We start from the raw sequence: 23,044 nt of genomic DNA, 5'->3' as shown, positions 1-23,044 counted from the left end.
CCGTTTCGTACGTGTGCTCGCTCACGTACGTCACGCCACGCGCGCGTGCCCACGAGTTGCTGGCCCCCTGTACCCGGAAAAGCATGGGGAGGTGAGCTATCTGCGCCTGCCGCATCTCCACGGTGACCTGTTGTGCTTCGTGGCCGAGGACGACCTCTGGCTGACCTCGCTGGACGCCCCGGGCCGCGCCTGGCGGCTCACCGTCGACCGCACCAAGGTCGGCCATCCGCGCTTCTCGCCGGACGGCCGTCGGGTCGCGTACACGAGCTGGCGCAGCCTGGTGCCCGAGATCCATCTGGCCGACGTGGACGGCGGGCCGGGACGGCAGCTGACGTACTGGGGCAGCGCCGACACCCAGGTGTGCGGCTGGACGCCGGAGAGCGACATTCTCGCGGTGGCCTCGCAGGGGCAGCCGTTCTCCTATTTCACGTGGGCCTACAAGGTGTCCCCCGACGGCGACCCGGGCCGCAAGCTGCCCTGGGGGCCCGTCTCCGACATCCAGGTCGCCGACGTCGAGGGCGAGCGCAGGGCCCTGCTGCTCACCGGCACCCCGCCGCACGAACCGGCCGCCTGGAAGCGCTACCGGGGCGGCGCCATGGGCCGGCTCTGGCTGCACGGGCAGCGGCTGCTCGCCGGGATCGGCGGCCATCTGGACTCCCCGATGTTCGTCGCCGGCCGGATCGCCTTCCTCTCCGACCACGAGGGCGTCGGCAACCTCTACTCCTGCGCCTACGACGGCTCCGACCTGCGCCGGCACACCGACCACGACGCCTTCTACGCCCGGCACGCCGCCAGCGACGGCACCCGGGTGGTGTACCAGTGCGCGGGCGACCTGTGGCTCGTCGACGACCTCGGCCCGGGCTCGGCGCCGCGCAGGCTGGATGTGCGGCTGTCCGGGCCGCGCGCCGGGCGCCGCCCCTACCAGGTGCCGGCCGCCCAGCACGTCGACGGCGTCTCCGTGGACGAGACGGGACGGGCCAGCGCCGTCGTCGTACGCGGCAGCCTGTACTGGCTCACCCACCGCGACGGCCCGGCCCGCACCATCGCCGACACGCCGGGGGTACGGGTGCGGCTCCCCGAGATGCTCGGCTCGACCGGGCAGATCGCGTACGTCACGGACGCCGGCGGCGAGGACGCGGTCGAGATCGCCCACCTGCCCCGGGCGAGCGGCGACCGCCCACCGCGCCGACTGGCCTCCGGGAAGCTGGGCCGGGTCCTCGAACTGGTCTCCGACCCCCTGGGCGAGCGGCTGGCGGTGGCGGCGCACGACGGGCGGCTGCTGTTGATCGACGTGTCCGAGGATGTTGAGGGCGACGAGGCTTCTGTTGATTCAATCGACGATATTGACCATGTTGACGACACTGCCCCCGCCGGTATTGATCCTGTTGACGGCGAGGGCTCCGACGGCATGGTCACCGAGTTGATCCAGTCGATCAATGGTCCGGTCCGTGATCTGGCCTTCTCACCGGACGGGTCATGGTTGACCTGGTCGCATCCAGGCATCGGCCGTTCGCTGCGACAGATCAAGATGGCCCGGATCAGCGACCGGCTCGTCATCGACGTCACCAACGGCCGCTTCGAGGACGAGAACCCTGTCTTCACCCGCGACGGCCGCTATCTCGCGTTCCTGTCCTGGCGCGGCTTCGACCCGGTGTACGACGTGCACACCGGCGACCTGTCCTTCCCGCTCGGCTGCCGCCCGTACCTGGTCCCGCTCTCCTCGGCGACCCCCTCCCCCTTCGCCCTCAGCCCCGACGGCCGCCCGGCGGCGGGCGGTCTGGACCCCGTCGAGGACGAGGAGCCCGGCGAGGGCGGCACGGTCACGGTCGAGGTGGAGGGACTGGAGAACCGGGTGACCCCGTTCCCGGTCACCGCCTCCAAGTACTCGGCGCTGTACCCGGTCGCGGGCGGCGGTCTGGTCTGGCTGCGCTGGCCGATCTCGGGTGCGCTGGGCGAGACCTTCGTCAACCCCGCGGACACCAGCGGCCGGCCGACCCTGGAGTACTTCAACATCACCAAGGCGAAGAAGTCCGAACTCGTGGACCACCTGGACTGGTTCACGGTCAGCGGCGACGGCAGCCGCCTGGTCGTGGTCGACGAGGGCGAGTTGCGGGCCGTGCCGTCGACCGAGTCCGGCGACGCCGACTCGACCGTCTGGATCGACCTGCGCCGCATCCTGCACCAGGTCGACCCGCCCGCCGAGTGGCGGCAGGCGTACGCCGAGGCCGGCCGCCTCATCCGCGACTACTTCTGGGACCCCGGGATGTGCGGCATCGACTGGGACGGGGTGCTCGACCAGTACCGGCCGCTGGTCGAACGGGTCGCCTCCCCCGACGAGTTCGCCGACCTCCTGCGCGAGGCCCTCGGCGAACTGGGCACCTCGCACGCCTATGTCACCCCCGCCCGCCGCAACGAGGGCCCGCCGCACTACCAGCGTTTCCAGGGCCTGCTCGGCACCGACTTCGTTCGCCGGGACGGCGGCTGGACGGTCAAGCGGATCCTGCCCGGCGACTCCTCCGACTCCAAGGCACGCTCCCCGCTCGCGGGCACGGGGATCCGGGAGGGCGCGGTGCTCACCCACGTGGACGGCAGGCCGGTGGATCCGGTGACCGGCCCCTACCCGCTGCTCGCGGGAGCGGGCGGTACGACGGTGGAGCTGACGTTCGTGCCGGGCGACGGCGAGCCGGGACCACCGCGCCGGGTCGCCGTCCTCCCGCTGATCAACGAGCGGCCGCTGCGCTACCAGGACTGGGTGGCCAAACGCCGTGCCGTGGTCCGGGAGTCGAGCGGCGGCCGATGCGGCTACCTGCACATCCCGGACATGGGCGGCTCGGGCTGGGCCCAGTTCAACCGGGATCTGCGCCTGGAGGTCTCGCGCCCCGCGCTCATCGTCGACGTGCGCGGCAACGCGGGCGGCCACATCAGCGAACTCGTCGTCGAGAAACTCACCCGGACCATCCTCGGCTGGGACCTGACCAGGGACGCGCAGCCGGTGTCGTACGCCTCCAACGCCCCGCGCGGCCCGATCGTCGCGCTCACCGACGAGGCCACCTCCTCAGACGGCGACATGATCACGGCCGCGATCAAGCTGCTGAGGCTCGGCCCGGTCGTCGGCCAGCGCACCTGGGGCGGGGTCGTCGGCATGACCGGGCGGCACCGCCTGGGCGACGGCACGGTGATCACGGTGCCGATGAACGCGGCCTGGTTCGAGGAGTACGGCTGGTCCGTCGAGAACCACGGCGTCGCCCCCGACGTGGAGGTACTGCGCACCCCGATGGACTGGGCGGAGGGCCGCCACGTGGAGATGGACTACGCGATCCAACTGGCCCTGGACCTCCTGACCGATCACCCGGCAGCGATCCCCCCGGACCACAGCGAGGTACCGGACAGATCCCGCCCGAATCTGCCGCCACGACCGACGGCCCCTTGAGGAACGCCCCTGACACGCGGATTCGCCGGGGGCAGGCTGCGGTGACCCGAGCGTCGGTGCGTCCGGTGGGGCCGGGACCAGGTTCAGCAACCGGCGGTGGAGGTGCGGGAGGCGTTCCGCCAGGCGCCGTTGGGACAGATCCGGCACGTGCCGCCGACCCGGCGGGAGCACAGAACGCAGGGCACCCTCCGGAACGGAGGGTGCCCCACGCGATGTGTTCCGAGCCCGGTACAGCGCTACGCGTCGTAGTCCTGGTCGAACCGGTCCCGCATCTCGCGCTCGGTGTCGTCCATGTCCTGACGACCACGGTCATGCATCTGCTGGCCACGCTCCTGCGTCTGCTGGCCACGCTCCTGCGTCTGCTGGGCGCGCTCCTGCGTCTGCTGACCACGCTCCTGCGCCTGCTGACCACGCTCCTGCGCCTGCCGGCCGCGCTGCGGCGCCTGCTGCTGGCCTTCGCGGGCCTTCTGCTTGGCCTGGTCCTGAATCTTGCCAGCCTTGTCCTGAATCTTGCCGGCCTTGTCCTTCATACCCATGTGGGTTCACTCCCGTGGAGGGTGAGGGGATCGGCCCTCGGTGGGGCCTCGACCAGATTCACACGAGCGGACAACGCACGCATTTCGATCAGTGACGGTGCGTAGTGCGCGCCTCCTCGTCAGCCGCCCCACCTGCACCGACGAGCCCGGTACGCATGCCCTGCAAGCGGGGCGCGAACCGCTTCATCTCGCGCTGCCCGACCGTGCCGATCAGCGCCGGCAGGTACCCGCGCACGCCCTGCATCCCGCGCAGCCACCACTGCCCGTACACATGCGCCGAGCGCCGCTCGATCCCGGCCACGATCCGGTCCACCGCCGGGCCCAGCGGATACGTCTTGTTCGCCGGCCACGGCAGCCGCTGCCGCAACTCCCGCATCACCTCGTCCTGGTCGGCGCCGCGCACCATGTCGGTGTCCGTCCAGGACAGGTACCCGACCCCGACGCGCACCCCCTGGTGGCCGACCTCGGCGCGCAGACTGTGCGCGTACGCCTCAACGCCCGCCTTGGACGCGCAGTACGCCGTCATCATCGGCGCCGGCGTGATCGCGGCCAGCGACGCTATCTGCAGCAGATAGCCCCGGCTCTCCGTGAGCACCGGCAGGAACGCGCGTGCCGTCACCGCCGAGCCGATCAGGTTGACCTCGATCACCCGCCGCCACGCCTCGGGATCCGACTCGGCGAACGGACCGCCGTTCGCCACCCCGGCGTTGGCCACCACGATGTCGGCCTTCCCGAACCGCTCCTTGACCTCACGCGCCACCCGGCTCATCGCCTCGTGGTCGGTGACGTCGGCGTACCAGTACGCGCTGTCGGTGTGCAGCCGCCCGGAGACCTCCTTGAGTGCCTCCTCCTCCAGCCCGACCAGCGCGACCTTCGCTCCGCGCGCGGAGAGCTTGCGGGCGAGCAACTCGCCGACCCCGCGCGCCGCTCCGGTGACGACGGCGACCTGTCCTTCGAGACCGACCCTGCTCATGAGCCCTCCTTGATCCGCTCGGGCGCCTCGGCGCCGGCTCGCCCGGGGGTGGCCGTCACATACGCGGTGACCAGTTCCCGGATCTTTCCGTTGACCAGTTCCGGCGCCTCGACCGGAGTCATGTGCCCCATGCCGGGCAGCTCGGTGAGACCGAGGGAGTGCGGCAGCGCTGCGGCCAGGGCGCGGGCGTGCAGAGGGGGCGTGAGCCGGTCGGACGCGCCGCTGATGACCGCCGTGGGCGCGCGCAACTCCCGTACGCCGTCGTCGAGATCAAGGTGCGCGAGGACGAGCGCCCAGGCGTGGCGCACAGCGCGCGGGCAGGCGTGCACGATCCGCGCGCACGCCTCCACCATGCGCGGGTCGGAACCGGCGCCCATGGTGGCGTACTTGAGGATGCTCCGGGCGACGGGCGTGACCGGTCCGAGCGGGGCGCGCGATGCCAGGACGTGCGCCGTGAGCCAGGTGCGTACGGCCCCGGCGCGCAACGGTATGACGCGCGCCTCCGCCACCAGTCGTGAACTACCGGTGCTGCACAGCAGGACCGCGGCGGCATGCTCACGGAAGCGCGGGCGCGCGGAGGCCGCCATGACGCTCATGCCGCCCATGGAGTGCCCGACGATCACGGCCCGCTCCCCGCGCGCGAGCGTGTGCGCGAGCACCGCCTCGAGGTCGTCCGCCAGCGCCTGGGTGGTGCACGCGGGGCTCGCGGGACTGCGCCCATGCCCTCTCTGGTCGTACGTGATGACCCTGTGGTCGACGGCCAGTTCCCGTATCTGCGCCGCCCAGAAAGCGGTCGAGCAGGTCCAGCCGTGGGCGAGGACGACAGGGGGCGCGGTCTCGGGGCCGTGCACCTCGACGTGCAGGCGCGCGCCGTCGGTGGAGACGGCGGTGAGTTCACGCGCGGGCGCGGGCGGGGCGTACGGACCGCTGGTCACATGGGTGAGCCGGCTCACGCGCCCACCTCCGCACCGGACTTGGCGCCGTGCGCGCCGTCCTCGTTGCCGGCCAGAGGCGCGCGGACCACCTCGTACTCCGCCAGATCCACCCGCTGGGTCGCGCGCCGGAACTCCGTCGTCGTGCCGGGCCAGATGGTGGTGTTGCGGCCGCTCGCGTCCAGGTACCAGCTGGTGCAACCGCCGGTGTTCCACACGGTGCGCTTCATGCGTTCCTGGACCTTGTGGTTCCAGGTGGCCACGGCGGCGGGGCGCGCGTCGAGGGCCGCACGCCCCCCGAGGACACGGAGCTGGCGCAGGTAGTCGGCCATGTAGTTCAGCTGGGACTCGATCATGAGGATCATGGAGGAGTTCCCGAGGCCGGTGTTGGGCCCGATGATCGTCATCCAGTTGGGGAACCCGGCCGCGGCGGCACCGCGCAGCGCCTCCATGCCGCCCTTCCAGGCCTCCGCGAGGGTCCGCCCGTCGGCGCCGACGACGCGCTCTGCGATGGGCATGTCGGTGACGTGGAAGCCGGTGCCGAAGATGATCGCGTCGACCTCGGCGCTGCTGCCGTCGGCGGCCACCACCGTCGATCCGCGGATCTCGCTGAGCCCGCTCGCCACCACGTCGACGTTGGGCTGCGCCAGCGCCGGATAGTAGGTGCTGGACAGCAGGATCCGCTTGCAGCCGATGCGGTAGTCCGGGGTGAGCCTGGCGCGCAGCGCGGGGTCCTTGATGGCGCGGGCCATGTTGCGCTTGGCGAGGCTCTCGACCAGGCCGAGTTCGTCGGGACGCTTGGTGAACGCCTGGACCTGGAGTTCCCGGATGCCCCACAGGAACCCGCGCCGGGCCTGGGTGGTGAAGGGCAGCGTGCGGTGCAGTCGGCGTTCGGCGGCGCTGATCGCGCGGTCCACGCGGGGCATCACCCACGGGGGCGTGCGCTGGAGGAGAGTGAGTTTCGCGACCTCGGGCTGGATGGCGGGCACGATCTGGATCGCGGAGGCGCCGGTGCCGACCATGGCGACCCGCTTGCCGCGCAGGTCGTAGTCGTGGTCCCAGCGGGCCGAGTGGAAGACCTTGCCGGGGAAGGAGTCCAGCCCCGGGATCTCGGGGATCTTCGGGTCGGACAACGGCCCGGTGGCGGAGACGACGACGTCGGCGGAGAGCGAGCCGGAGGCCGTCTCGATGTCCCAGCGCAGTTTCTCCGGGTCCCAGGTCATCCGCTTGACCTCGGCGTCGAAGCGGAGGTGGGGCCGCAGCCCGAACACATCGGCGACGTGCTCCAGATAGGCGCGGATGTGTTCCTGGCCGGAGAAGGTGCGCGGCCAGTCGGGGTTGGGTGCGAAGGAGAAGGAGTACAGGTGGGACGGCACGTCGCAGGCGCACCCCGGGTAACTGTTGTCCCGCCAGGTGCCACCGACGCTGCCGGCCCGTTCCAGGACGACGAAGTCGGTGATCCCCTCCCGGCGCAACCGCACGGCCGCGCCCAGTCCGCCGAACCCGGACCCGATCACCGCCACCCGTACCTGCTCGTGCTGGGCCATCCGGAGCCTCCACGCATCGACCACGATTACGCCAGTGAACACTGGCACGATTGGACTGTAGAGCAGCTCCGTACTGATGGGTAGAGCTCGGACGGACGAAAGTTACCGGCGGTACAACATAGGCTTCGCATGTGGCAGACGACGGTGGACAGGGCGGCGAGGCGCGCGAGTACCGCATGGAGGAACTGGCCGGCCTGGCCGGCATCACCGTGCGCACGCTGCGCTTCTACCGCGAGCGCAAACTCATCCCACCGCCGCGCCGCGAGGGCCGCATCGCCTGGTACGACGACCATCACCTGGCCCGCCTGCGCACGATCTCGGCGCTCCTGGAACGCGGTCACACCCTGAACGGCATCGCGGAACTGGCGGAAGCCTTCGACCACGGCCGTGACATGGCCGACCTGCTCGGCGTCGGCACCCCCACCGAGGAGGAACCGGTCCGCCTGACCCCCGAGGAGCTCGCCGCCCGCTTCGAGGGCGAGGCCACCCCGGAGAACCTCGTCGCCGCCCTGGACCTCGGCTACCTCGGCACCGACGGCGACGACATCGTCCACATAAGCCGCCGCCTGCTGGACGCCTCGGAGGCCCTGGTCCGCGAGGGCTTCCCGCTCGCGGAGGTCCTGGCGGCCGGCCGGAGCGTCCGCGAGCACGCCGACGCCCTCGCCGAACTCTTCGCCGAACTCGTCCTGCGCCACGGCCCCCGGGAGGACATGGAGCGCCTGCGCCCCCTGGCCCGGAGCGTGGTGGAGGCAGAGGTGTCCCTGGCCCTGGACCGATGGATGAGCAAGCGGGACCAGCCCGTCAGAGGTCGTACACGACGGTGACCGGCGCGTGGTCCGACCAGCGCTCCGCATGGGTGGCCGCGCGCTCCACGAAGCCCTTGACCGCCTTGCCCGCGAGCCCTGGCGTGGCCATCTGGTAGTCGATGCGCCAACCCGAATCGTTGTCGAAAGCCCGCCCCCGGTACGACCACCAGGTGTACGGCCCCTCGGCCTCCGGATGCAGAGCGCGTACGACGTCGACGTACCCGCCGTCGGCCGGATCCAGGACGCTGCCGAGCCAGTCCCGCTCCTCCGGGAGGAAGCCGGAGTTCTTGGTGTTGCCGCGCCAGTTCTTCAGGTCGGCCTGCTGGTGGGCGATGTTCCAGTCGCCACAGACGACGACCTCGCGCCCGTCGGCGGCGGCCCGCTCGCGCAGTTCCTTCAGGTGGGCGAGGAACGCGTCCATGAACCGGTACTTCTCGTCCTGCCGCTCGGTGCCGACCTCCCCGGAGGGGAGATAGAGGGAGGCGACGGTGACGCCGGGCAGGTCGGCCTCGACATAGCGCCCGCTCGCGTCGAACTCGTCCGAGCCGAAGCCGACGCGCACACTGTCCGGCTCGCGCCGGGTGTACAGGGAGACACCCGCTCGCCCCTTGGCGGACGCGGGGGCGTGCACGACATGCCATCCGCCGGGCGCACGCACCCCCTCCGGGAGCTGCTGCGGCTCCGCGCGCACCTCCTGCAGGCAGAGCACGTCCGCGGAGGTCTCCGCGAGCCACTCCACGAAGCCCTTCTTCGCGGCGGCCCGCAGCCCGTTCACATTCACCGAGGTCACAGTCAGCACCAGGGCACGATACCGGCACACTGGACGGAGTCCCGATGTCCACCGCGCTTCCGCCTGCACGAATATACGATGCCTCACATGAATATACGTTCCGTTGCCTTCGATCACCCCGACGCCGTCAAGCTCAACGACGAGGTCCAGGCCGAGTACCACCTGCGCTACGGCGACGGGGGCGACGCCACGGCCCTCGACGCGGCCGACTTCGCACCACCGAACGGCGTCTACCTGATCGCGTACGACGAGTCCGACCGCCCCGTGGCCACCGGAGGCTGGCGCAGCCAGGACGAGAACGGCGAGGGCAACGAGAACGGCGACGCCGAACTCAAGCGCATGTACGTCGTCGAGGAGATGCGCGGCCGGGGCCTGGCCCGCCGCATGCTCGCCGCCCTGGAGGACGACGCCCGCACGGCCGGCCGCCTCCGCATGGTCCTGGAGACCGGCACCAAGCAGCCGGAGGCCATCGCCCTGTACACCTCCAGCGGTTACGAGCCGTGCGTGAAGTTCGGCTACTACCGCCACTACGAGTCGAGCCGCTGCTACGCGAAACCCCTGCGAGCAGACCTGTAATCGATGTCACATCCGGCCACCTCGCCCCCGGCGCTGGGCGTCGGGGGGATCGTGGCGCCGCCGCGTCGGCCCCAACTGCTGCACCGGACCGGCCGGGTGGCCACCCGGCCCTCACTCCTGGACCAACTCACCCTTGGGCACCGACCGATTCGGGAGACCCCGGAAACGACAGAGATCCCGGCGATCGGAACGATCGCCGGGATCTCATCGTGCAGTGGACCTGTGGGGATTTGAACCCCAGACCCCCTCGATGCGAACGAGGTGCGCTACCAGACTGCGCCACAGGCCCTTGCAACGAGTGAAACTCTAGCATCCCCGTCGGGGTGCTTGGAAATCCGTTCCCTGACTGGTCAGGGACGGGGTCCCGGGAGGCGCCTCGCGCTTTCCCCGTGTCACTCGTTGGCCGCGCGCGGGCGCTCGCCGTCCTCGTACTGGTCGAACAGCGGCGTGCGGCCGCGCTCGCGTGCCCGGCGCGCGGAGGCCGCGCGGCGCGCGTCGGTCCGGCCGTCCGCCGGCTTGTCGTCGGCGGCGGACTCCGCCGCCTCCGCCTCGCTCTCCGGCGCGACCGGCTTGGCCTCCTGCTCCGGCGCGACGGAGCTGGACCGCGCCGAACTCCAGGCGTCGGGCGCCCCCAGATCCACATCGGAGGTGGCGCGGGGCGCGACCGGCGCGGTCACGTACGTCGGCAGTGGCACCGGCACCGGGTCCCAGCTGTCTCCGTGCCCGGGTCGCCGCTGCCGCTCACGCTGCTGGTCGACCCACTCGGCGTGATCGGTCTGTTCGACGAGGGCGCGCCGGTCAGCGGCGAGCGCGGACAGGCCGGGGTCGGTCTCGGCCCCTGGTCCCTCGTCCGGTTCGTCCGTGACCGCGCCCTGGTCGAGGGGCGCACGCCGCCGCGGCTGGCGCTCCCGCAACCGCTGTGCGGCGACCTCGGCCTGACGCCGGTCCATGTGGTAGGCGAAGCGCCGGCGCTCCTGCGCGCGCAGGTAGGCGATGTAGGCGCTGAGCATGACGGCGGGTACGCCCGGGGCCCACAGGAACGCCAACCCCCCGACGGCTGCGACGATCGCGCCAAGCGTGAACGCGACGAAGAGCAACACGGTGGTGCGCCGGCGGCGCGCGAGCGCCTTCGTACGCCGGGCACGCGCCGCGGCCGTCTGCGCCGAGGACTCGCGCCGCGCAGCCGGAACTCGCTTGCGCTCGGAGGCTGATGCCGGGGCGGGCGTGGCGCCTGCCTGACGGGCCGGTGCGGACGGGGACTTGGCCGCCTGCGCGACCGCCTGGTCGCGCGCCGGTTCCTGGCGCCCGGGTGCCTCCGGCTCCGCCTCGGCCCGGACCTGACGGCGGGTCGGAGGCATGGCGAAGGCCCGGACGTCCACCGAGTCGGTGACGGCGTCCGGATCACCGGCGTCCTGCTCCCCCTCAGGGGCGGAGCGCGCCCGCAGGTCCTTGGCGTATCGGCGCTCCATCCCCGCCCGTCCGGACAGCAGCCGGATGGCGGTGCTGAAGCGTTCCGTCGGACGGGCCTCGTTCAGCTCGTCCTGCCTACGGAGCCACATCGGCACCAAGTAGGCGGCCCAGGCCCCGACAATGACTGCGTAGATGAGGCCGCTGCTGCTCACGCCTCACACGGTAGAGGGGTTTGCGTGGGGCCATCTGCCAATTGCGTCGGTGTGTCGCACGATCTGGCTGATATTTCGAACTTTTTTTGTGACCGATGCGATCAGACGCCACCGGAGCCGCGAATTCAATGCCCCGAGACGGTCACCAGTCGATCAATTTCGAACACGTATTCCATTTTCGGGCTAGCTGGGATTCCCTGGAGTGTTCTGCGGATTCCAGGGCACGTTCGGAGTACCCGTCGTGCCCGGTGCCTTCGGCGAACCGCTCTGGGAGCGTTCCCGCCGCCAGCGGCCGAGCAACCCCTCGGGCACCTCTTCCGCGGTGAGGGCGAAGACGAGGTGGTCACGCCAGGCTCCGTCGATGTGGAGATAACGCGGCCGCAGCCCCTCCTCACGGAATCCGAGTTTCTCCACGACCCGGCGGCTGGGCCGGTTCTCGGGGCGAATGCAGACCTCGATGCGGTGCAGACCGACCGTGCGGAAACAGTGGTCCACCACGAGTGCGACGGCCGTCGGCATCACCCCGCGGCCGGCCACCGACCGGTCCACCCAGTAGCCGACGTGTCCCGAGCACATCGACCCCCAGGTGATCCCGGCGACCGTCAACTGCCCGACCAGGCGACCCTGGTACTCGATGACGAACGGCAGCATGCGGCCCGCGTTCGCCTCCGAGCGCAGATGCCGGACCATCTGCCGGTAGGTCGGCCGGTGGGTGATCGGACCGCTGGGCGTGGGCGGCGGGATGGTCGCCTCCCAGGGGCGCAGCCAGTCGCGGTTGCGCCGGTTGACCTCGCGCCAGGCCCGCTGGTCGCGCACCCTTATGGGCCGGAGGACGACGTCGCCGTCCACCAGCACGACGGGCCAGGATGGGCTGTTCAGCTCGCACCCCCGGTGCTGGGTCTGGGGTGGTCGCCGCCTCGGATCTGGTCGACGGCGTGCGCCAGCAGCGGTTCCAGGACGGCCAGGCCGTCCCGTACCCCGCCGGTGGACCCCGGAAGGTTGACGATCAGTGTCCGGCCCGCCACCCCGGCCAGACCACGGGAGAGCGCGGCGGTGGGCACCTTCTCCCGTCCGAACGCGCGGACGGCCTCCGCGATGCCCGGTACCTCGTGGTCGATCACCGCGCGGGTCGCCTCGGGCGTCCGGTCGGTGGGCGAGATGCCGGTGCCTCCGGTGGTGACGACGACGTCGTACCCGGCTTCCACGGCGGCGCGCAGGGCAGCCGTCACGGGATCCCCGTCGGGCACCACCCGAGGCCCGTCCACGGCGAATCCGAGGCCCTCCAGGCCCGCCGCGACCAGCGGTCCGCCCTTGTCCTCGTAGACACCGGCGGCGGCGCGGTTGGAGGCGGTCACCACCAGCGCACGGTACGGCGCCCGCGGCGCACCACCGGCGGACGGCCCGGCGCTCACGCCCGGCTCCAGTCGCCCGACTTGCCGCCCGTCTTCTCCTCCACGCGTACGTCCGTGATGACCGCTCCCTTGTCGACCGCCTTGACCATGTCGATCACGGTGAGTGCGGCGACGGATACCGCGGTGAGGGCCTCCATCTCGACGCCCGTGCGGTCCGTCGTCTTCACGGTGGCCCGGATCTCCACGGCGTCCTCCGCGACCGACAGATCCAGTTTCACACCGGAGACCGACAAGGGGTGGCACAGCGGGATCAGATCCGGGGTGCGTTTGGCGCCCATGATGCCCGCGATGCGCGCGGTGGCGAGGGCGTCACCCTTGGGGACGCCCTCTCCGCGCAGCAACTCGATCACGCGGGGCGAGACGAGGACGCGTCCGCTGGCGCGGGCGGTACGCGCGGTCACGTCCTTGCCGGACACGTCGACCATGCGGGCGGCGCCCGCGTCGTCGATGTGCGTCAGGCGGTCTGGCGCAGGGCGTCCGGGGGTCTCCCCCCGGGAAGGCTCAGTCATGCTGTGTGGCGCTCCCGGTCCGGGCCCGTCGCGGTGCGGCGCTCGGGCCTGCTGTGCGCGACACGGTACCGCCAAGCCGGCGCAAAGGACCGGGCAGGACCGCCCGGCGGACGGGTACGCGCGCGGGTCACCCGAGCAGGACGACCTCGACCTCGCTGCCGGGCTCGACGGACTCCACGTCCTCGGGTACGACGATCAGCGCGTCGGCGTGTGCCAGGGCGGCGACCAGATGCGAACCGGCGCCGCCCACGACGGTCACCTCGCCGTCGGCGTACGCCCCGCGCAGGAACTGCCTGCGCCCCTTGGGCGAGCCGAGCGCCCGGTCCGCCTTGAGGATGGCCTTGGTACGTGGCCGGTGCACGTCCGGGAGGCCCATCAGGGTGCGGATGGCAGGTCGGACGAACAGCTCGAAGGAGACGTACGACGACACGGGGTTGCCGGGCAGGGCCAGCAGGGGCGTGTGGTCAGGGCCGATGGAGCCGAAGCCCTGGGGCTTGCCGGGCTGCATGGCGAGCTTGCGGAAGTCGACGCCGCCGCCCGCCTCGTCCTCGTCGCCGACGTGCGCCAGCGCCTCCTTGACGACGTCGTACGCCCCCACGCTCACGCCGCCGGTGGTGACCATCAGGTCGGCTCTGACGAGCTGGTCCTCGATGGTGGCACGCAGGGTGTCGGCGTCGTCGACGACCGCGCCCACCCGGTAGGCGATGGCGCCCGCGTCCCGGGCCGCGGCGGTGAGGGCGAAGCTGTTGGAGTCGTAGATCTGGCCGCTGCCCAGCTCCTCGTCGGGCTGGACGAGCTCGCTGCCGGTGGACAGGACCACCACACGCGGGCGCGGGCGCACGCGTACCGAGCCACGGCCGATCGCGGCGAGCAGCGCGATCTGCGGCGGGCCCAGCACGGTGCCCGCCTCCAGTGCGCGCTCGCCGGCCCGCACGTCGCTGCCCTTCGCGCGCACGTGCGCGCGTGCCTCGGCCGGCCGGTGCACGCGCACGTGCCCCTCGGCGCCCTGGGGCGCGAGGCGGCGCGCCACCATCCCCTCGACCGGCCCCTCGCCGAGTCCGCCGTCGGTCCACTCCACGGGGACGACGGTCTCGGCGCCGGGCGGCAGCGGGGCACCGGTCATGATCCGGGCGGCCTGACCGGGGCCGACCGGGGTGAGCTCCGCGGCGCCCGCCGCTACGTCCCCGACGACCTCCAGGACGGCCGGGAACTCCTCGCTCGCGCCCGCCACATCCGCGACCCGTACCGCGTACCCGTCCATGGAGCTGTTGTCGAAGGGCGGCAGTGACACCGGCACCATGACGTCGTCGACCAGGACGCAGCCCTGGGCGTCGAGGATTTGCAGCTCGATGACTTCCAGGGGGCGGACGGTGGTGAGGATGTCCTCCAGGTGCTCGTCCACCGACCACAGGTGGTTCTGGCCGGCGGGGCGGGTCGCGGCGCTGCTCAACTCTGCTGCATCTCCTCGGCTACGTAACTGCGAAGCCAGGTCCGGAAGTCCGGGCCCAGGTCTTCACGTTCGCACGCGAGCCTGACAATGGCACGCAGATAGTCGCCGCGGTCGCCGGTGTCATAGCGGCGGCCCTTGAAGACGACGCCGTGCACGGGGCCGCCGACCTTCCCCGCGGCGGTAGCCGCTGATGAATACGTCTGGGCGAGCTGCTGCAGGGCGTCGGTGAGCTGGATCTCACCGCCGCGGCCCGGCTCGGTGCGCCGCAGTATGTCGAAGACGTGCGGGTCGAGAACGTAGCGGCCGATGATGGCGTAGTTCGACGGGGCGTCCGCCGGGTCCGGCTTCTCCACCAGGCCGGTCACCCTGACGACGTCGCCGTCGACAGTGGTCTCCACTTCAGCGCAGCCGTAAAGATGGATCTGCTCCGGGTCCACCTCCATGAGCGCGATCACGCTGCCGCCGTGCCGCTCCTGGACCTCGATCATGCGCTGGAGCAGCGGGTCGCGCGGGTCGATCAGGTCGTCGCCGAGCAGAACGGCGAAGGGCTCGTGGCCCACGTGCGGGGCCGCGCAGAGCACTGCGTGGCCGAGGCCCTTGGGGTCGCCCTGGCGCACGTAGTGCATCGTGGCCAGGTCGCTGGACTCCTGGACCTTGGCGAGCCGGCTGGCGTCGCCCTTCTTCTGAAGCGCCGATTCCAGCTCGTAGTTGCGGTCGAAGTGGTCTTCCAGGGGACGCTTGTTGCGTCCGGTGATCATGAGGACGTCGTCGAGCCCCGCCGACACGGCCTCCTCGACCACGTACTGGATCGCCGGCTTGTCGACGACCGGCAGCATCTCCTTGGGAGTCGCCTTGGTGGCCGGCAGGAACCGGGTGCCGAGGCCTGCAGCGGGAATGACAGCCTTGCTGATCCTGGGGTGCGACTGAGTCATGTCCGCAACCTTATCCGGTGCCTTTGCGAAGAATCTGAGGCTCCGGTTAATTGGCACTCATATGAGCAGATTAGAAAGGATGCGGGGACGACCTGTGCAGCACGGTGAACCCGGGGGCGAGACTGACAAGCGAATGTTGCGGCGAGAATTCCTGGGGGTGAGGAACAGGTTGACGACAGACGTCGTCAGGGAGTCGGCCGACGCACTGGCCGAGCACGCTCTGGAACTGCCCGAGCTGGCGCATGCACGCACGGTGGCGGCGTACGTCTCCGTCGGAAGCGAGCCCGGCACCCTCACGCTGCTCGACGCGCTGCTCACGCGGGGCGTGCGCGTCCTGCTCCCGGCCCTCCTGCCGGACAACGACCTGGACTGGGGCGCGTACGCCGGGGAGGGCTCCCTCGCGCGCGTCCAACACGGCGGGAAGATGGCGCTGTTCGAACCCTCCGGTGAACTCCTCGGCCCGGACGCCGTGCTCGCCGCCGACGTCGTACTGCTGCCGGGGCTCGCGGTCGACGCGCGCGGGATGCGGATGGGGCGCGGTGGAGGGTCGTACGACCGCGTACTGGCGCGTCTGGAGCGCGCGGGCGCGCGCCCGGCGCTCGTGGTGCTGCTGTACGACACGGAGGTCGTCGAGCGCGTGCCCGCGGAGGCGCACGACCGGCCGGTGCAAGCGGTGGTGACGCCGTCGGGCGCGCGCCGGTTCGCGGGCTCGTGAGGTAACCGGCGCGCGGCACGACGGCAGGTGCCGGTGCGCGAGACGGCCCTCCACGCGTGCGTGGAGGGCCGTTTCCGGCGGCGTGCGGTCAGGCGGCTCAGGGCTTGAGGACGAGCGTGTCGCCGGTGCTCTTGTCGACCGCCTTGTCCGAGAACGACCACGGGAGCAGTTCGCCGTCGGCCCACTTGCCGGTCTGGTCGGTGTAGTGGGCGCTGAAGGCGTGGCCGGAGGCTCCGGTGAGGTTGATCCACTTGGATTTGTCGAGGTCGTCGAGGTTGACGACCATCCGCATGGAGGGGACCCAGACGACGCCGTAGCCGCCTGCGGCGTTCCAGCCGGTCGCGTTGACCGTGGCCTCGCCGCCGCTGAGCTTCCAGGGGCCGCGGTTGAGGACGTACTGGACGATGGCCGGGCCCTCGGTACCCAGGGTCTGGTTCTTCAGGAACAGGCGGTGCAGCCGGCCCCAGCTCCAGGTGTCGATGTCCTTGCCGAGCTTGGCGGTGAGCTCCCAGCGGGCGTCGATCATGGCGCGGGCGAACAGTTCGTTCATGTTGTCGGCCTTGGGGCGGGTGCCGGACGCGGGCGTCTTCCACCAGTCGCTGTTCGGCTTGTCCATGAGGGTGCGGACCACCTCGAACCAGCGGTCGCCGCCGTCCGGCTGGGCCTGGTCGGCGTCGCGCTCGCCGCACTCGCGGACCTTGGAGTCCTCGTCGACCGGACCGGTGCTGTCGGCCTTCTCGACCCACAGGCACTGGCCCTTGACCCGCAGTTCCTTGGGCAGTTTGTTGCCGAAGGCGAGCTTGAGGATGTTGCGCCAGACCGAGTTGAAGTAGGCGGCGGCCGCGGAGTCGGCGTCCTGGGTGTAGTCCCAGCCTTCGAGGAGTTTCTGCGCCTCGCGGACGTCCTTGTCGTCGAGGTTGATCTTCAGCAGCTTGGGCACCAGCAACTTGGCGATCTCACTGCTGTTGTCCAGCTGCATCTGGCGCATGTCGTCGGTGGAGATCTTGCCGCCGTCCTTGATCTTCGACTCGATCAGGTCGGTGATGCGCTGGCTGCGGGTGCCGTAGCCCCAGTCCGTGGTGAGCGTGTAGGGGTACTTGTCCTTGTCGACGACGGCCTGGTTGGCGGTGACGATGTAGCCGCGCTCCGGGTCGTACTCGTAGGGCAGTTCGTCCTGCTTGATGTAGCCGGTCCACGCGTACTTGGAGTCCCAGCCAGGAGCCGGGATGGAGCCGTCGTCGGCCGACGAACGCGTGGGGATCCTGCCGGGCAGCGTGTAGCCGATGTGGTTCTTGGTGTCGGCGTAGATCAGGTTCTGCGAGGGCACGTCGAACTGGGCGGCCGCGTCGCGGAAGCTGCTCCAGTCGGACGCCTTGTCGAGGGCGAAGACGGCGTCCATGGTGGTGCCCGGTTCGAGGGCGGTCCACTTCAGCGCGACGCCGTAACCGTCGCCTCGGTCGGGTGCGGCGGTGTCGACGGAGGCCTTCTTGCCGACCTGGACGAGTTCGTCGTCGCGGTCGGACAGCAGGGGCATCCCGTCGGCGGTCTGGCGTACGACGATCTTCTTCGACGTGCCGCCGGCGACCTTGATGGTCTCCTCGCGGGTGGTGAAGGGCTTGGTCTTGCCGTCGTACAGGTAACCGTCGCCGGAGAGCTTCTCCAGGTAGAGGTCGGTGACGTCGACACCGGAGTTGGTCATGCCCCAGGCGATGTCGGCGTTGTGGCCGATGATCACACCGGGCATGCCGGCGAAGGTGTAGCCGGTGACGTCGTACTGGCACTTGCTGGAGACCGTCGTGCAGTGCAGGCCCATCTGGTACCAGACGGACGGCAGCGAGGCCGACAGGTGCGGGTCGTTGGCGAGCAGCGGCTTGCCGGAGATGGTGTACTTACCCGCGACGACCCAGGAGTTGGAGCCGATGCCCTGGCCGTTCACGCCGACGGCCGTGGGGACGTCGTCCAGGACGTTGTAGAGGCCCGCCAGCTGGCTCGTCAGCGCCGAACCGGTGGCCGACGAGGTGGAGGAGCCACTCGTGCCCGTCGAGGTCCCGGAGCCGCTTGTGGAGCCGCTCTGCTCGAACGCCTTGGTGAGCCCGTCGTACTGGCCCTCCTGGACGATCGGCTTGTTGCGGCTGTACGGGTACTCCGGGTAGAGGTCCTTGATCTGCTGCGGGCCGAGACGGCTGGTCATCAGGGCGCGGTCGATCTCGTCCTTCATGTTGCCGCGCAGGTCCCAGGCCATCGCCTTCAGCCAGGAGACCGAGTCGACGGGCGTCCACTGCTCGGGCTTGTAGTCGTTGACGAAGCCGAGGGCCGCGTACTCCAGGGAGATGCCCTTGCCGTCCTTGCCGGCGAGGTAGGCGTTGACTCCCTTGGAGTAGGCCTGGAGGTACTTCTTCGTCGAGTCCGACAGCTTGGTGTCGTACTCCTCCTTCGCGACCCGGTCCCAGCCCAGGGTGCGCAGGAACTCGTCGTCCTTCACCTGGCTCTTGCCGAACATCTCGGACAGGCGCCCGGAGGTCATGTGGCGGCGCACGTCCATCTCGTAGAACCGGTCCTGGGCCTGGACGTAGCCCTGCGCCATGAACAGGTCCGCGTCGGACGAGGCGTAGATCTGCGGGATTCCGTAGTTGTCCCGCTTCACGGTCACGGGTCCGGAGAGGCCCTTGAGCGTGAGCGAACCCTTGGTCTGCGGGAAGGACGCGCGGACCGTGCTGATCGACCAGTACGCCCCGTAGGCGATGCCCCCGACGATGGCGAGGACGAGCACCAGAACGATCAGGCGGGCTTTGCGCCCCTTCTTCCTGCCGGACTTGCCAGGCTTGTCACCCGATGTGGCGGTGGTGTTGGGGGGCATCGCTGTCCTTGCTGTCCTAACGCGAGCGGCAGGCGGTCCTGGAGTGCTGGAGCAACCATAGGCGCAGGGCCTCACGCGCCTTGACGCGGAGTCGGGAACCGGCAGGCACGGGTGGTCGATCTTGCCTCGCGAAACGTCAAGAAAGCGTCAAGAGTTAGGTAAGGTAACGAAGTACTTGGGTGCGGAGTGCCGCAGCCTCGGTCCTGTGTACGTGAGCTTTCGCGTCGCCCGCGCGCGAGCCGACGAAGGGAATCGCCACTGACTGTCCAGCACCTCAACCAGCTCCTGCTCGTCTGCTCCCTGGTCCTGCTCGTCGCCGTCGCGGCGGTCCGGATCTCCTCGCGCAGCGGGCTCCCCAGCCTGCTCGTGTACCTGGGGATCGGCGTCCTCATGGGCCAGGACGGCATCGGCGACATCCACTTCGACAACGCCGAACTGACCCAGGTCATCGGATACGCGGCCCTGGTCGTGATCCTGGCCGAGGGCGGTCTCGGCACGAAGTGGAAGGCGGTCGAACCGGTCCTGGCGTCCGCGTCCGTGCTGGCCCTGGTCGGGGTCGGGGTGAGCGTCGGGGTCACCGCGGCGGGCGCGCACTATCTGGTCGGGCTGGAGTGGCGGCAGGCGCTCATCATCGGAGCGGTGGTGTCCTCGACGGACGCGGCGGCGGTGTTCTCCGTGCTCCGGCGCATTCCCCTGCCCGCGCGCGTGACGGGCACCCTGGAGGCCGAGTCCGGCTTCAACGACGCCCCGGTGGTCATCCTGGTCGTCGCCTTCTCCACCGCGGGCCCGGTCGAGCACTGGTACGTCCTGCTGGGCGAGATAGCCCTGGAGCTGGCCATCGGTGCGGCCATGGGCCTCGCGGTCGGCTGGCTCGGCTCGTGGGGCCTCAGGCACGTGGCACTGCCCGCCTCCGGTCTCTACCCGATCGCCGTGATGGCCATCGCGGTCACGGCGTACGCCGCCGGCGCGCTGGCGCACGGCAGCGGCTTCCTCGCCGTGTACCTCGCGTCCATGGTGCTCGGCAACGCCAGGCTGCCGCACTGGCCCGCCACGCGCGGCTTCGCCGAGGGACTCGGCTGGATCGCGCAGATCGGCATGTTCGTCCTGCTCGGCCTGCTGGTCACCCCGCACGAACTCGGTGACGACATCTGGCCGGCCCTGATCATCGGGCTCGCGCTCACCATGGTGGCCCGGCCCCTGAGCGTGATCGTCAGCCTCGCGCCGTTCCGTGTGCCCTGGCGGGAGCAGACCCTGATGTCCTGGGCCGGCCTGCGCGGCGCCGTCCCCATCATCCTGGCGACGATCCCCATGGTGAACGGCGTCGACACCAGCCACCGGATCTTCAACATCGTCTTCGTCCTGGTCGTCGTCTACACCCTCGTCCAGGGGCCGACGCTGCCCTGGCTGGCCCTCAAGCTGCGGCTCGGCGACGATCCGGAGGCGGCCGACCTCGGCATCGAGTCCGCGCCCCTGGAGCGGCTGCGCGGGCACCTGCTGTCCGTCTCGATCCCCGAGGGCTCGCGGATGCACGGCGTAGAGGTCAACGAGCTGCGGCTGCCCGCCGGGGCCGCCGTCACCCTGGTCGTCCGCGAAGGAAAATCGTTTGTTCCGCTGCCCACGACGGTGCTGCGGCGCGGGGACGAACTCCTCGTGGTCGCCACCGACCCGGTGCGCGACGCCGCGGAGCGCCGGCTGCGCGCGGTCGGGCACGGCGGCAAGCTGGCGGGCTGGCTGGGCACGAACGGAACGGCGAGCGCGGGGCCGGGCGCGGGGCCGGGGCCGGGGTCGCCCTCCGGGCGGTGAGCGCGGGCGCGTGGGGCGGTCAGGGCCGCCGGGGGCGCGGGACCGCAGCGGGCGCGGGCGCGCGCAACGGCTGCGGCCGCGGTCGCGGGGCGCGCGAAGCGCGTGAGGCGCGTGTTAAGGGTGCGTTTCGGGCGGTTCACACCCCGACCAATCCCAGGTGAACGCCCCCGGTGGTGCCCGTTTTCACAGGTGTGCGAGGCGTCGAGCCCTGTAGGATGAAAGCACCCTGATCGAACCAACTCTGCCTGACGCAGAGCTGGCGCGACCGTATGGCGGCCGGATCGCTCTTCGCAGTGGACACCGGTATCTACCGCAGTTCCGCGCAAGAGGACAGCTCTCGGCGCCCCCGCACGGGCGCGCTACCAGGCGGCAGAAAGGCACGGGCCGTGGAATCCACGGTCACCACCGAGCCGTCGGAGAACTCGGCGACGCCGCCCCGCCCGGGATACGGACAGCTGCTGCGCACCCGCGGCGCCTGGACGTTCCTGCTCCCCGGTTTCGCGGCGCGCCAGCCGTTCGCGATGCTCACCATCTCGATCGTGCTGCTCGTGCAGCACACCACCGGCTCGTACGGCGCCGCGGGCGCCGCCGCGGCGGTCACCGGTGTCTCCATGGCACTGTTCGCCCCCTACAGCGGCCGCCTCGCCGACCGTTACGGGCAGCGCGCGGTGCTGATCCCCGGAGTACTGGTCCACACGCTGTCGGGGCTCGCCTTCACAGCGCTCGCGCTGGCGCACGCGCCCTTGTGGGCGGTGTTCGTGGCGGCCGTGCCGACCGGGGCCTCGGTGCCACAGGTCGGCCCCATGGTGCGCGCCCGCTGGGGCGTGAAGCTCCAGGACTCGCCCCTCATGTCCACCGCGGCCGCCTTCGAGTCCGTCACGGACGAGCTCACCTTCGTCTTCGGCCCGCTGCTCGCGACCGCCCTGTGCACCACCGTGGCCCCGGCCGCCGGCCTGGTCACGGAGGCCGCGCTGACCCTGGTCGGCGGTCTCCTCTTCGCCGCGCAGAACAGCACCCAGCCGCGGGTGGCCGGCACCGGCCACGCACGCGTGCAGCATGTCTCCGCGCTCCGCGTCCCCGGCGTGCGGGTGCTGGTCGTCGTCTTCCTCGGCATCGGGTCCGTCTTCGGCGGCATGCAGGTCTCGCTCGCCGCGTTCACCGAGTCGATCGGCGAGCCCGGCCTGAACGGCGTCCTGTACGGCACGTTCGCCGCGGGCAACATGCTCTCGGGCGTCGTCTGCGGCGCGATCGTCTGGAAGGCCGCCCCGCACCGGCGCCTGGTCGTCGGTTACGCGGCGCTGGCGCTGACCGCGTCGGCGCTGTGGACCTCCCATTCCGTGCTCGTCCTGGCGGGCCTCGGTCTGCTGGTCGGCATGTGCATCGCGCCCGCGCTGATCACCGGCTACACGCTGGTCGAGGGCCTGGTCCCGGCGGGCGCCCGCACAGAGGCGTTCACCTGGCTGACCGGCGCGGTGGCGCTCGGCCAGGCGGCCGCGGTCACGGTCGCCGGACAGCTGGAGGACCGCCTGTGGGGCGGCGCCGGGTTCCTGGTGCCGATGGCGGGCACGGTGCTCGCCCTGGTGACCCTTCTGGCGCTGCGCTCGCGGCTCGTCACCCGGCCCCGGAACCGTACGGTCGCACGTGGCGTCGGTCACCGCGTGCCGGTGACGGTGGACTGATCCTCGGGAATACGTCACTATGGACCGTCGTTAGCACTCAATGAGTGAGAGTGCCAGGAGGAAGACAGTGCCGACCTACCAGTACCAGTGCACCGAGTGCGGCGAGGGCCTCGAGGCGGTGCAGAAGTTCACCGACGACGCCCTGACCGAGTGCCCCAACTGCGGTGGCCGCCTGAAGAAGGTGTTCTCCGCCGTCGGCATTGTCTTCAAGGGCTCGGGTTTCTACCGCAACGACAGCCGCGGCTCCTCGTCGAGCAGCAGCCCCGCGTCGAAGCCGTCGAGCTCCGGCTCGTCGAGCACGTCGTCCGACTCGAAGTCGTCGTCCTCGACGTCGTCCTCGGGCTCGACGTCGTCCTCGGGCTCCGCCAGCAGCTCTGCCGCCTGAGACTCCTCCTCCCGGACCCCGCTGTCGTGCGACGGCGGGGTCCGAGGTGTTCCCGGACACCGGGTCCGGCGTGCCGCGGCGGCCAGCTAG

Annotated in this window: 19 protein-coding genes and 1 tRNA gene; 7 read left to right on the top strand and 13 right to left on the bottom strand. The window is 71.0% G+C overall.

Annotated features, from left to right (window positions below; all coding sequences use genetic code 11):
- Positions 1-91: 91 nt before the first annotated feature.
- A complete protein-coding gene (locus ACWGJB_RS20135) occupies positions 92-3,430 on the top strand; it encodes a S41 family peptidase (protein WP_453381495.1) in 3,339 nt (1,112 codons plus the stop codon).
- Between the two features lie 236 nt (positions 3,431-3,666).
- Here ACWGJB_RS20135 and ACWGJB_RS20130 read toward each other — a convergent pair whose 3' ends face one another.
- From ACWGJB_RS20130 to ACWGJB_RS20115, 4 genes are all read right to left on the bottom strand, one after another.
- Positions 3,667-3,960 carry a hypothetical protein gene (locus ACWGJB_RS20130; RefSeq protein ID WP_453381494.1) on the bottom strand — a complete coding sequence of 98 codons (294 nt, stop codon included), beginning with the start codon at positions 3,958-3,960 and terminating at the stop codon, positions 3,667-3,669.
- Between the two features lie 94 nt (positions 3,961-4,054).
- Positions 4,055-4,939, bottom strand: coding sequence for an SDR family oxidoreductase (locus tag ACWGJB_RS20125; RefSeq protein WP_453381493.1), 885 nt, complete (start codon positions 4,937-4,939; stop codon positions 4,055-4,057).
- Positions 4,936-5,892: an alpha/beta fold hydrolase gene (locus ACWGJB_RS20120; protein ID WP_453381492.1), complete on the bottom strand. Its 957-nt coding sequence runs from the start codon at positions 5,890-5,892 to the stop codon at positions 4,936-4,938. Before ACWGJB_RS20120 ends, ACWGJB_RS20125 begins: the two co-directional genes overlap by 4 nt.
- On the bottom strand, positions 5,889-7,418 hold the full coding sequence (locus ACWGJB_RS20115; protein WP_453381491.1) for a flavin-containing monooxygenase: 1,530 nt from the start codon (positions 7,416-7,418) through the stop codon (positions 5,889-5,891). The genes ACWGJB_RS20120 and ACWGJB_RS20115 overlap by 4 nt, the downstream gene beginning before the upstream one ends.
- Before the next feature lie 176 nt (positions 7,419-7,594).
- Between ACWGJB_RS20115 and ACWGJB_RS20110 the strand changes: the two genes are divergently transcribed.
- Positions 7,595-8,242 carry a MerR family transcriptional regulator gene (locus tag ACWGJB_RS20110; protein ID WP_453381658.1) on the top strand — a complete coding sequence of 216 codons (648 nt, stop codon included), beginning with the start codon at positions 7,595-7,597 and terminating at the stop codon, positions 8,240-8,242.
- Here ACWGJB_RS20110 and ACWGJB_RS20105 read toward each other — a convergent pair.
- Positions 8,220-9,023: an exodeoxyribonuclease III gene (locus tag ACWGJB_RS20105; RefSeq protein WP_453381490.1), complete on the bottom strand. Its 804-nt coding sequence runs from the start codon at positions 9,021-9,023 to the stop codon at positions 8,220-8,222. The two genes, ACWGJB_RS20110 and ACWGJB_RS20105, sit on opposite strands and share 23 nt — an antisense overlap.
- Before the next feature lie 78 nt (positions 9,024-9,101).
- Between ACWGJB_RS20105 and ACWGJB_RS20100 the strand changes: the two genes are divergently transcribed.
- Positions 9,102-9,590 carry a GNAT family N-acetyltransferase gene (locus tag ACWGJB_RS20100; RefSeq protein ID WP_453381489.1) on the top strand — a complete coding sequence of 163 codons (489 nt, stop codon included), beginning with the start codon at positions 9,102-9,104 and terminating at the stop codon, positions 9,588-9,590.
- A 215-nt stretch (positions 9,591-9,805) separates the two neighbouring features.
- Here the strand turns inward: ACWGJB_RS20100 and ACWGJB_RS20095 are convergent.
- From ACWGJB_RS20095 to galU, 7 genes are all read right to left on the bottom strand, one after another.
- Positions 9,806-9,879: transfer RNA gene (locus ACWGJB_RS20095), tRNA-Ala, on the bottom strand.
- Between the two features lie 103 nt (positions 9,880-9,982).
- The gene (gene sepX / locus ACWGJB_RS20090; protein WP_453381488.1) at positions 9,983-11,212 is read right to left on the bottom strand and encodes a divisome protein SepX/GlpR; all 1,230 of its coding nucleotides are present in this window, start codon (positions 11,210-11,212) and stop codon (positions 9,983-9,985) included.
- Between the two features lie 183 nt (positions 11,213-11,395).
- Complete coding sequence (locus ACWGJB_RS20085) at positions 11,396-12,067, bottom strand: GNAT family N-acetyltransferase (protein WP_453381487.1); 672 nt, start codon at positions 12,065-12,067, stop codon at positions 11,396-11,398.
- Positions 12,068-12,087: 20 nt separating this feature from the next.
- Positions 12,088-12,624, bottom strand: a complete 537-nt coding sequence (locus ACWGJB_RS20080) for a MogA/MoaB family molybdenum cofactor biosynthesis protein (protein ID WP_453381486.1) — start codon at positions 12,622-12,624, stop codon at positions 12,088-12,090.
- Entirely contained in the window at positions 12,621-13,133 is a 513-nt protein-coding gene (gene moaC, locus ACWGJB_RS20075; protein ID WP_450765430.1) for a cyclic pyranopterin monophosphate synthase MoaC, read from the bottom strand. The genes ACWGJB_RS20080 and moaC overlap by 4 nt, the downstream gene beginning before the upstream one ends.
- 127 nt (positions 13,134-13,260) lie before the next feature.
- Positions 13,261-14,583, bottom strand: a complete 1,323-nt coding sequence (gene glp / locus ACWGJB_RS20070) for a molybdotransferase-like divisome protein Glp (RefSeq protein WP_453381485.1) — start codon at positions 14,581-14,583, stop codon at positions 13,261-13,263.
- Positions 14,580-15,515, bottom strand: a complete 936-nt coding sequence (gene galU, locus ACWGJB_RS20065) for a UTP--glucose-1-phosphate uridylyltransferase GalU (RefSeq protein ID WP_453381484.1) — start codon at positions 15,513-15,515, stop codon at positions 14,580-14,582. Before galU ends, glp begins: the two co-directional genes overlap by 4 nt.
- Positions 15,516-15,648: 133 nt before the next feature.
- Here galU and ACWGJB_RS20060 point away from each other — a divergent pair, with 133 nt between their 5' ends.
- Complete coding sequence (locus ACWGJB_RS20060; RefSeq protein ID WP_453381483.1) at positions 15,649-16,230, top strand: 5-formyltetrahydrofolate cyclo-ligase; 582 nt, start codon at positions 15,649-15,651, stop codon at positions 16,228-16,230.
- A 97-nt stretch (positions 16,231-16,327) separates the two neighbouring features.
- Here the strand turns inward: ACWGJB_RS20060 and ACWGJB_RS20055 are convergent, their stop codons facing one another.
- A complete protein-coding gene (locus tag ACWGJB_RS20055) occupies positions 16,328-19,087 on the bottom strand; it encodes a penicillin acylase family protein (RefSeq protein ID WP_453381482.1) in 2,760 nt (919 codons plus the stop codon).
- Positions 19,088-19,273: 186 nt separating this feature from the next.
- Between ACWGJB_RS20055 and ACWGJB_RS20050 the strand changes: the two genes are divergently transcribed.
- The 3 genes from ACWGJB_RS20050 to ACWGJB_RS20040 all read left to right on the top strand — a co-directional run bounded on the left by ACWGJB_RS20050 (position 19,274) and on the right by ACWGJB_RS20040 (position 22,954).
- Positions 19,274-20,890, top strand: a complete 1,617-nt coding sequence (locus ACWGJB_RS20050; protein ID WP_453381481.1) for a potassium/proton antiporter — start codon at positions 19,274-19,276, stop codon at positions 20,888-20,890.
- A 386-nt stretch (positions 20,891-21,276) separates the two neighbouring features.
- On the top strand, positions 21,277-22,569 hold the full coding sequence (locus ACWGJB_RS20045) for an MFS transporter (protein ID WP_453381480.1): 1,293 nt from the start codon (positions 21,277-21,279) through the stop codon (positions 22,567-22,569).
- 67 nt (positions 22,570-22,636) lie between these two features.
- Entirely contained in the window at positions 22,637-22,954 is a 318-nt protein-coding gene (locus tag ACWGJB_RS20040; RefSeq protein WP_450765416.1) for an FmdB family zinc ribbon protein, read from the top strand.
- Positions 22,955-23,044 lie beyond the last annotated feature (90 nt).

The sequence above is a fragment of the Streptomyces sp. NPDC054813 genome (genome assembly GCF_053611365.1).
This window is presented reverse-complemented; position numbering and strand designations above follow the sequence as displayed.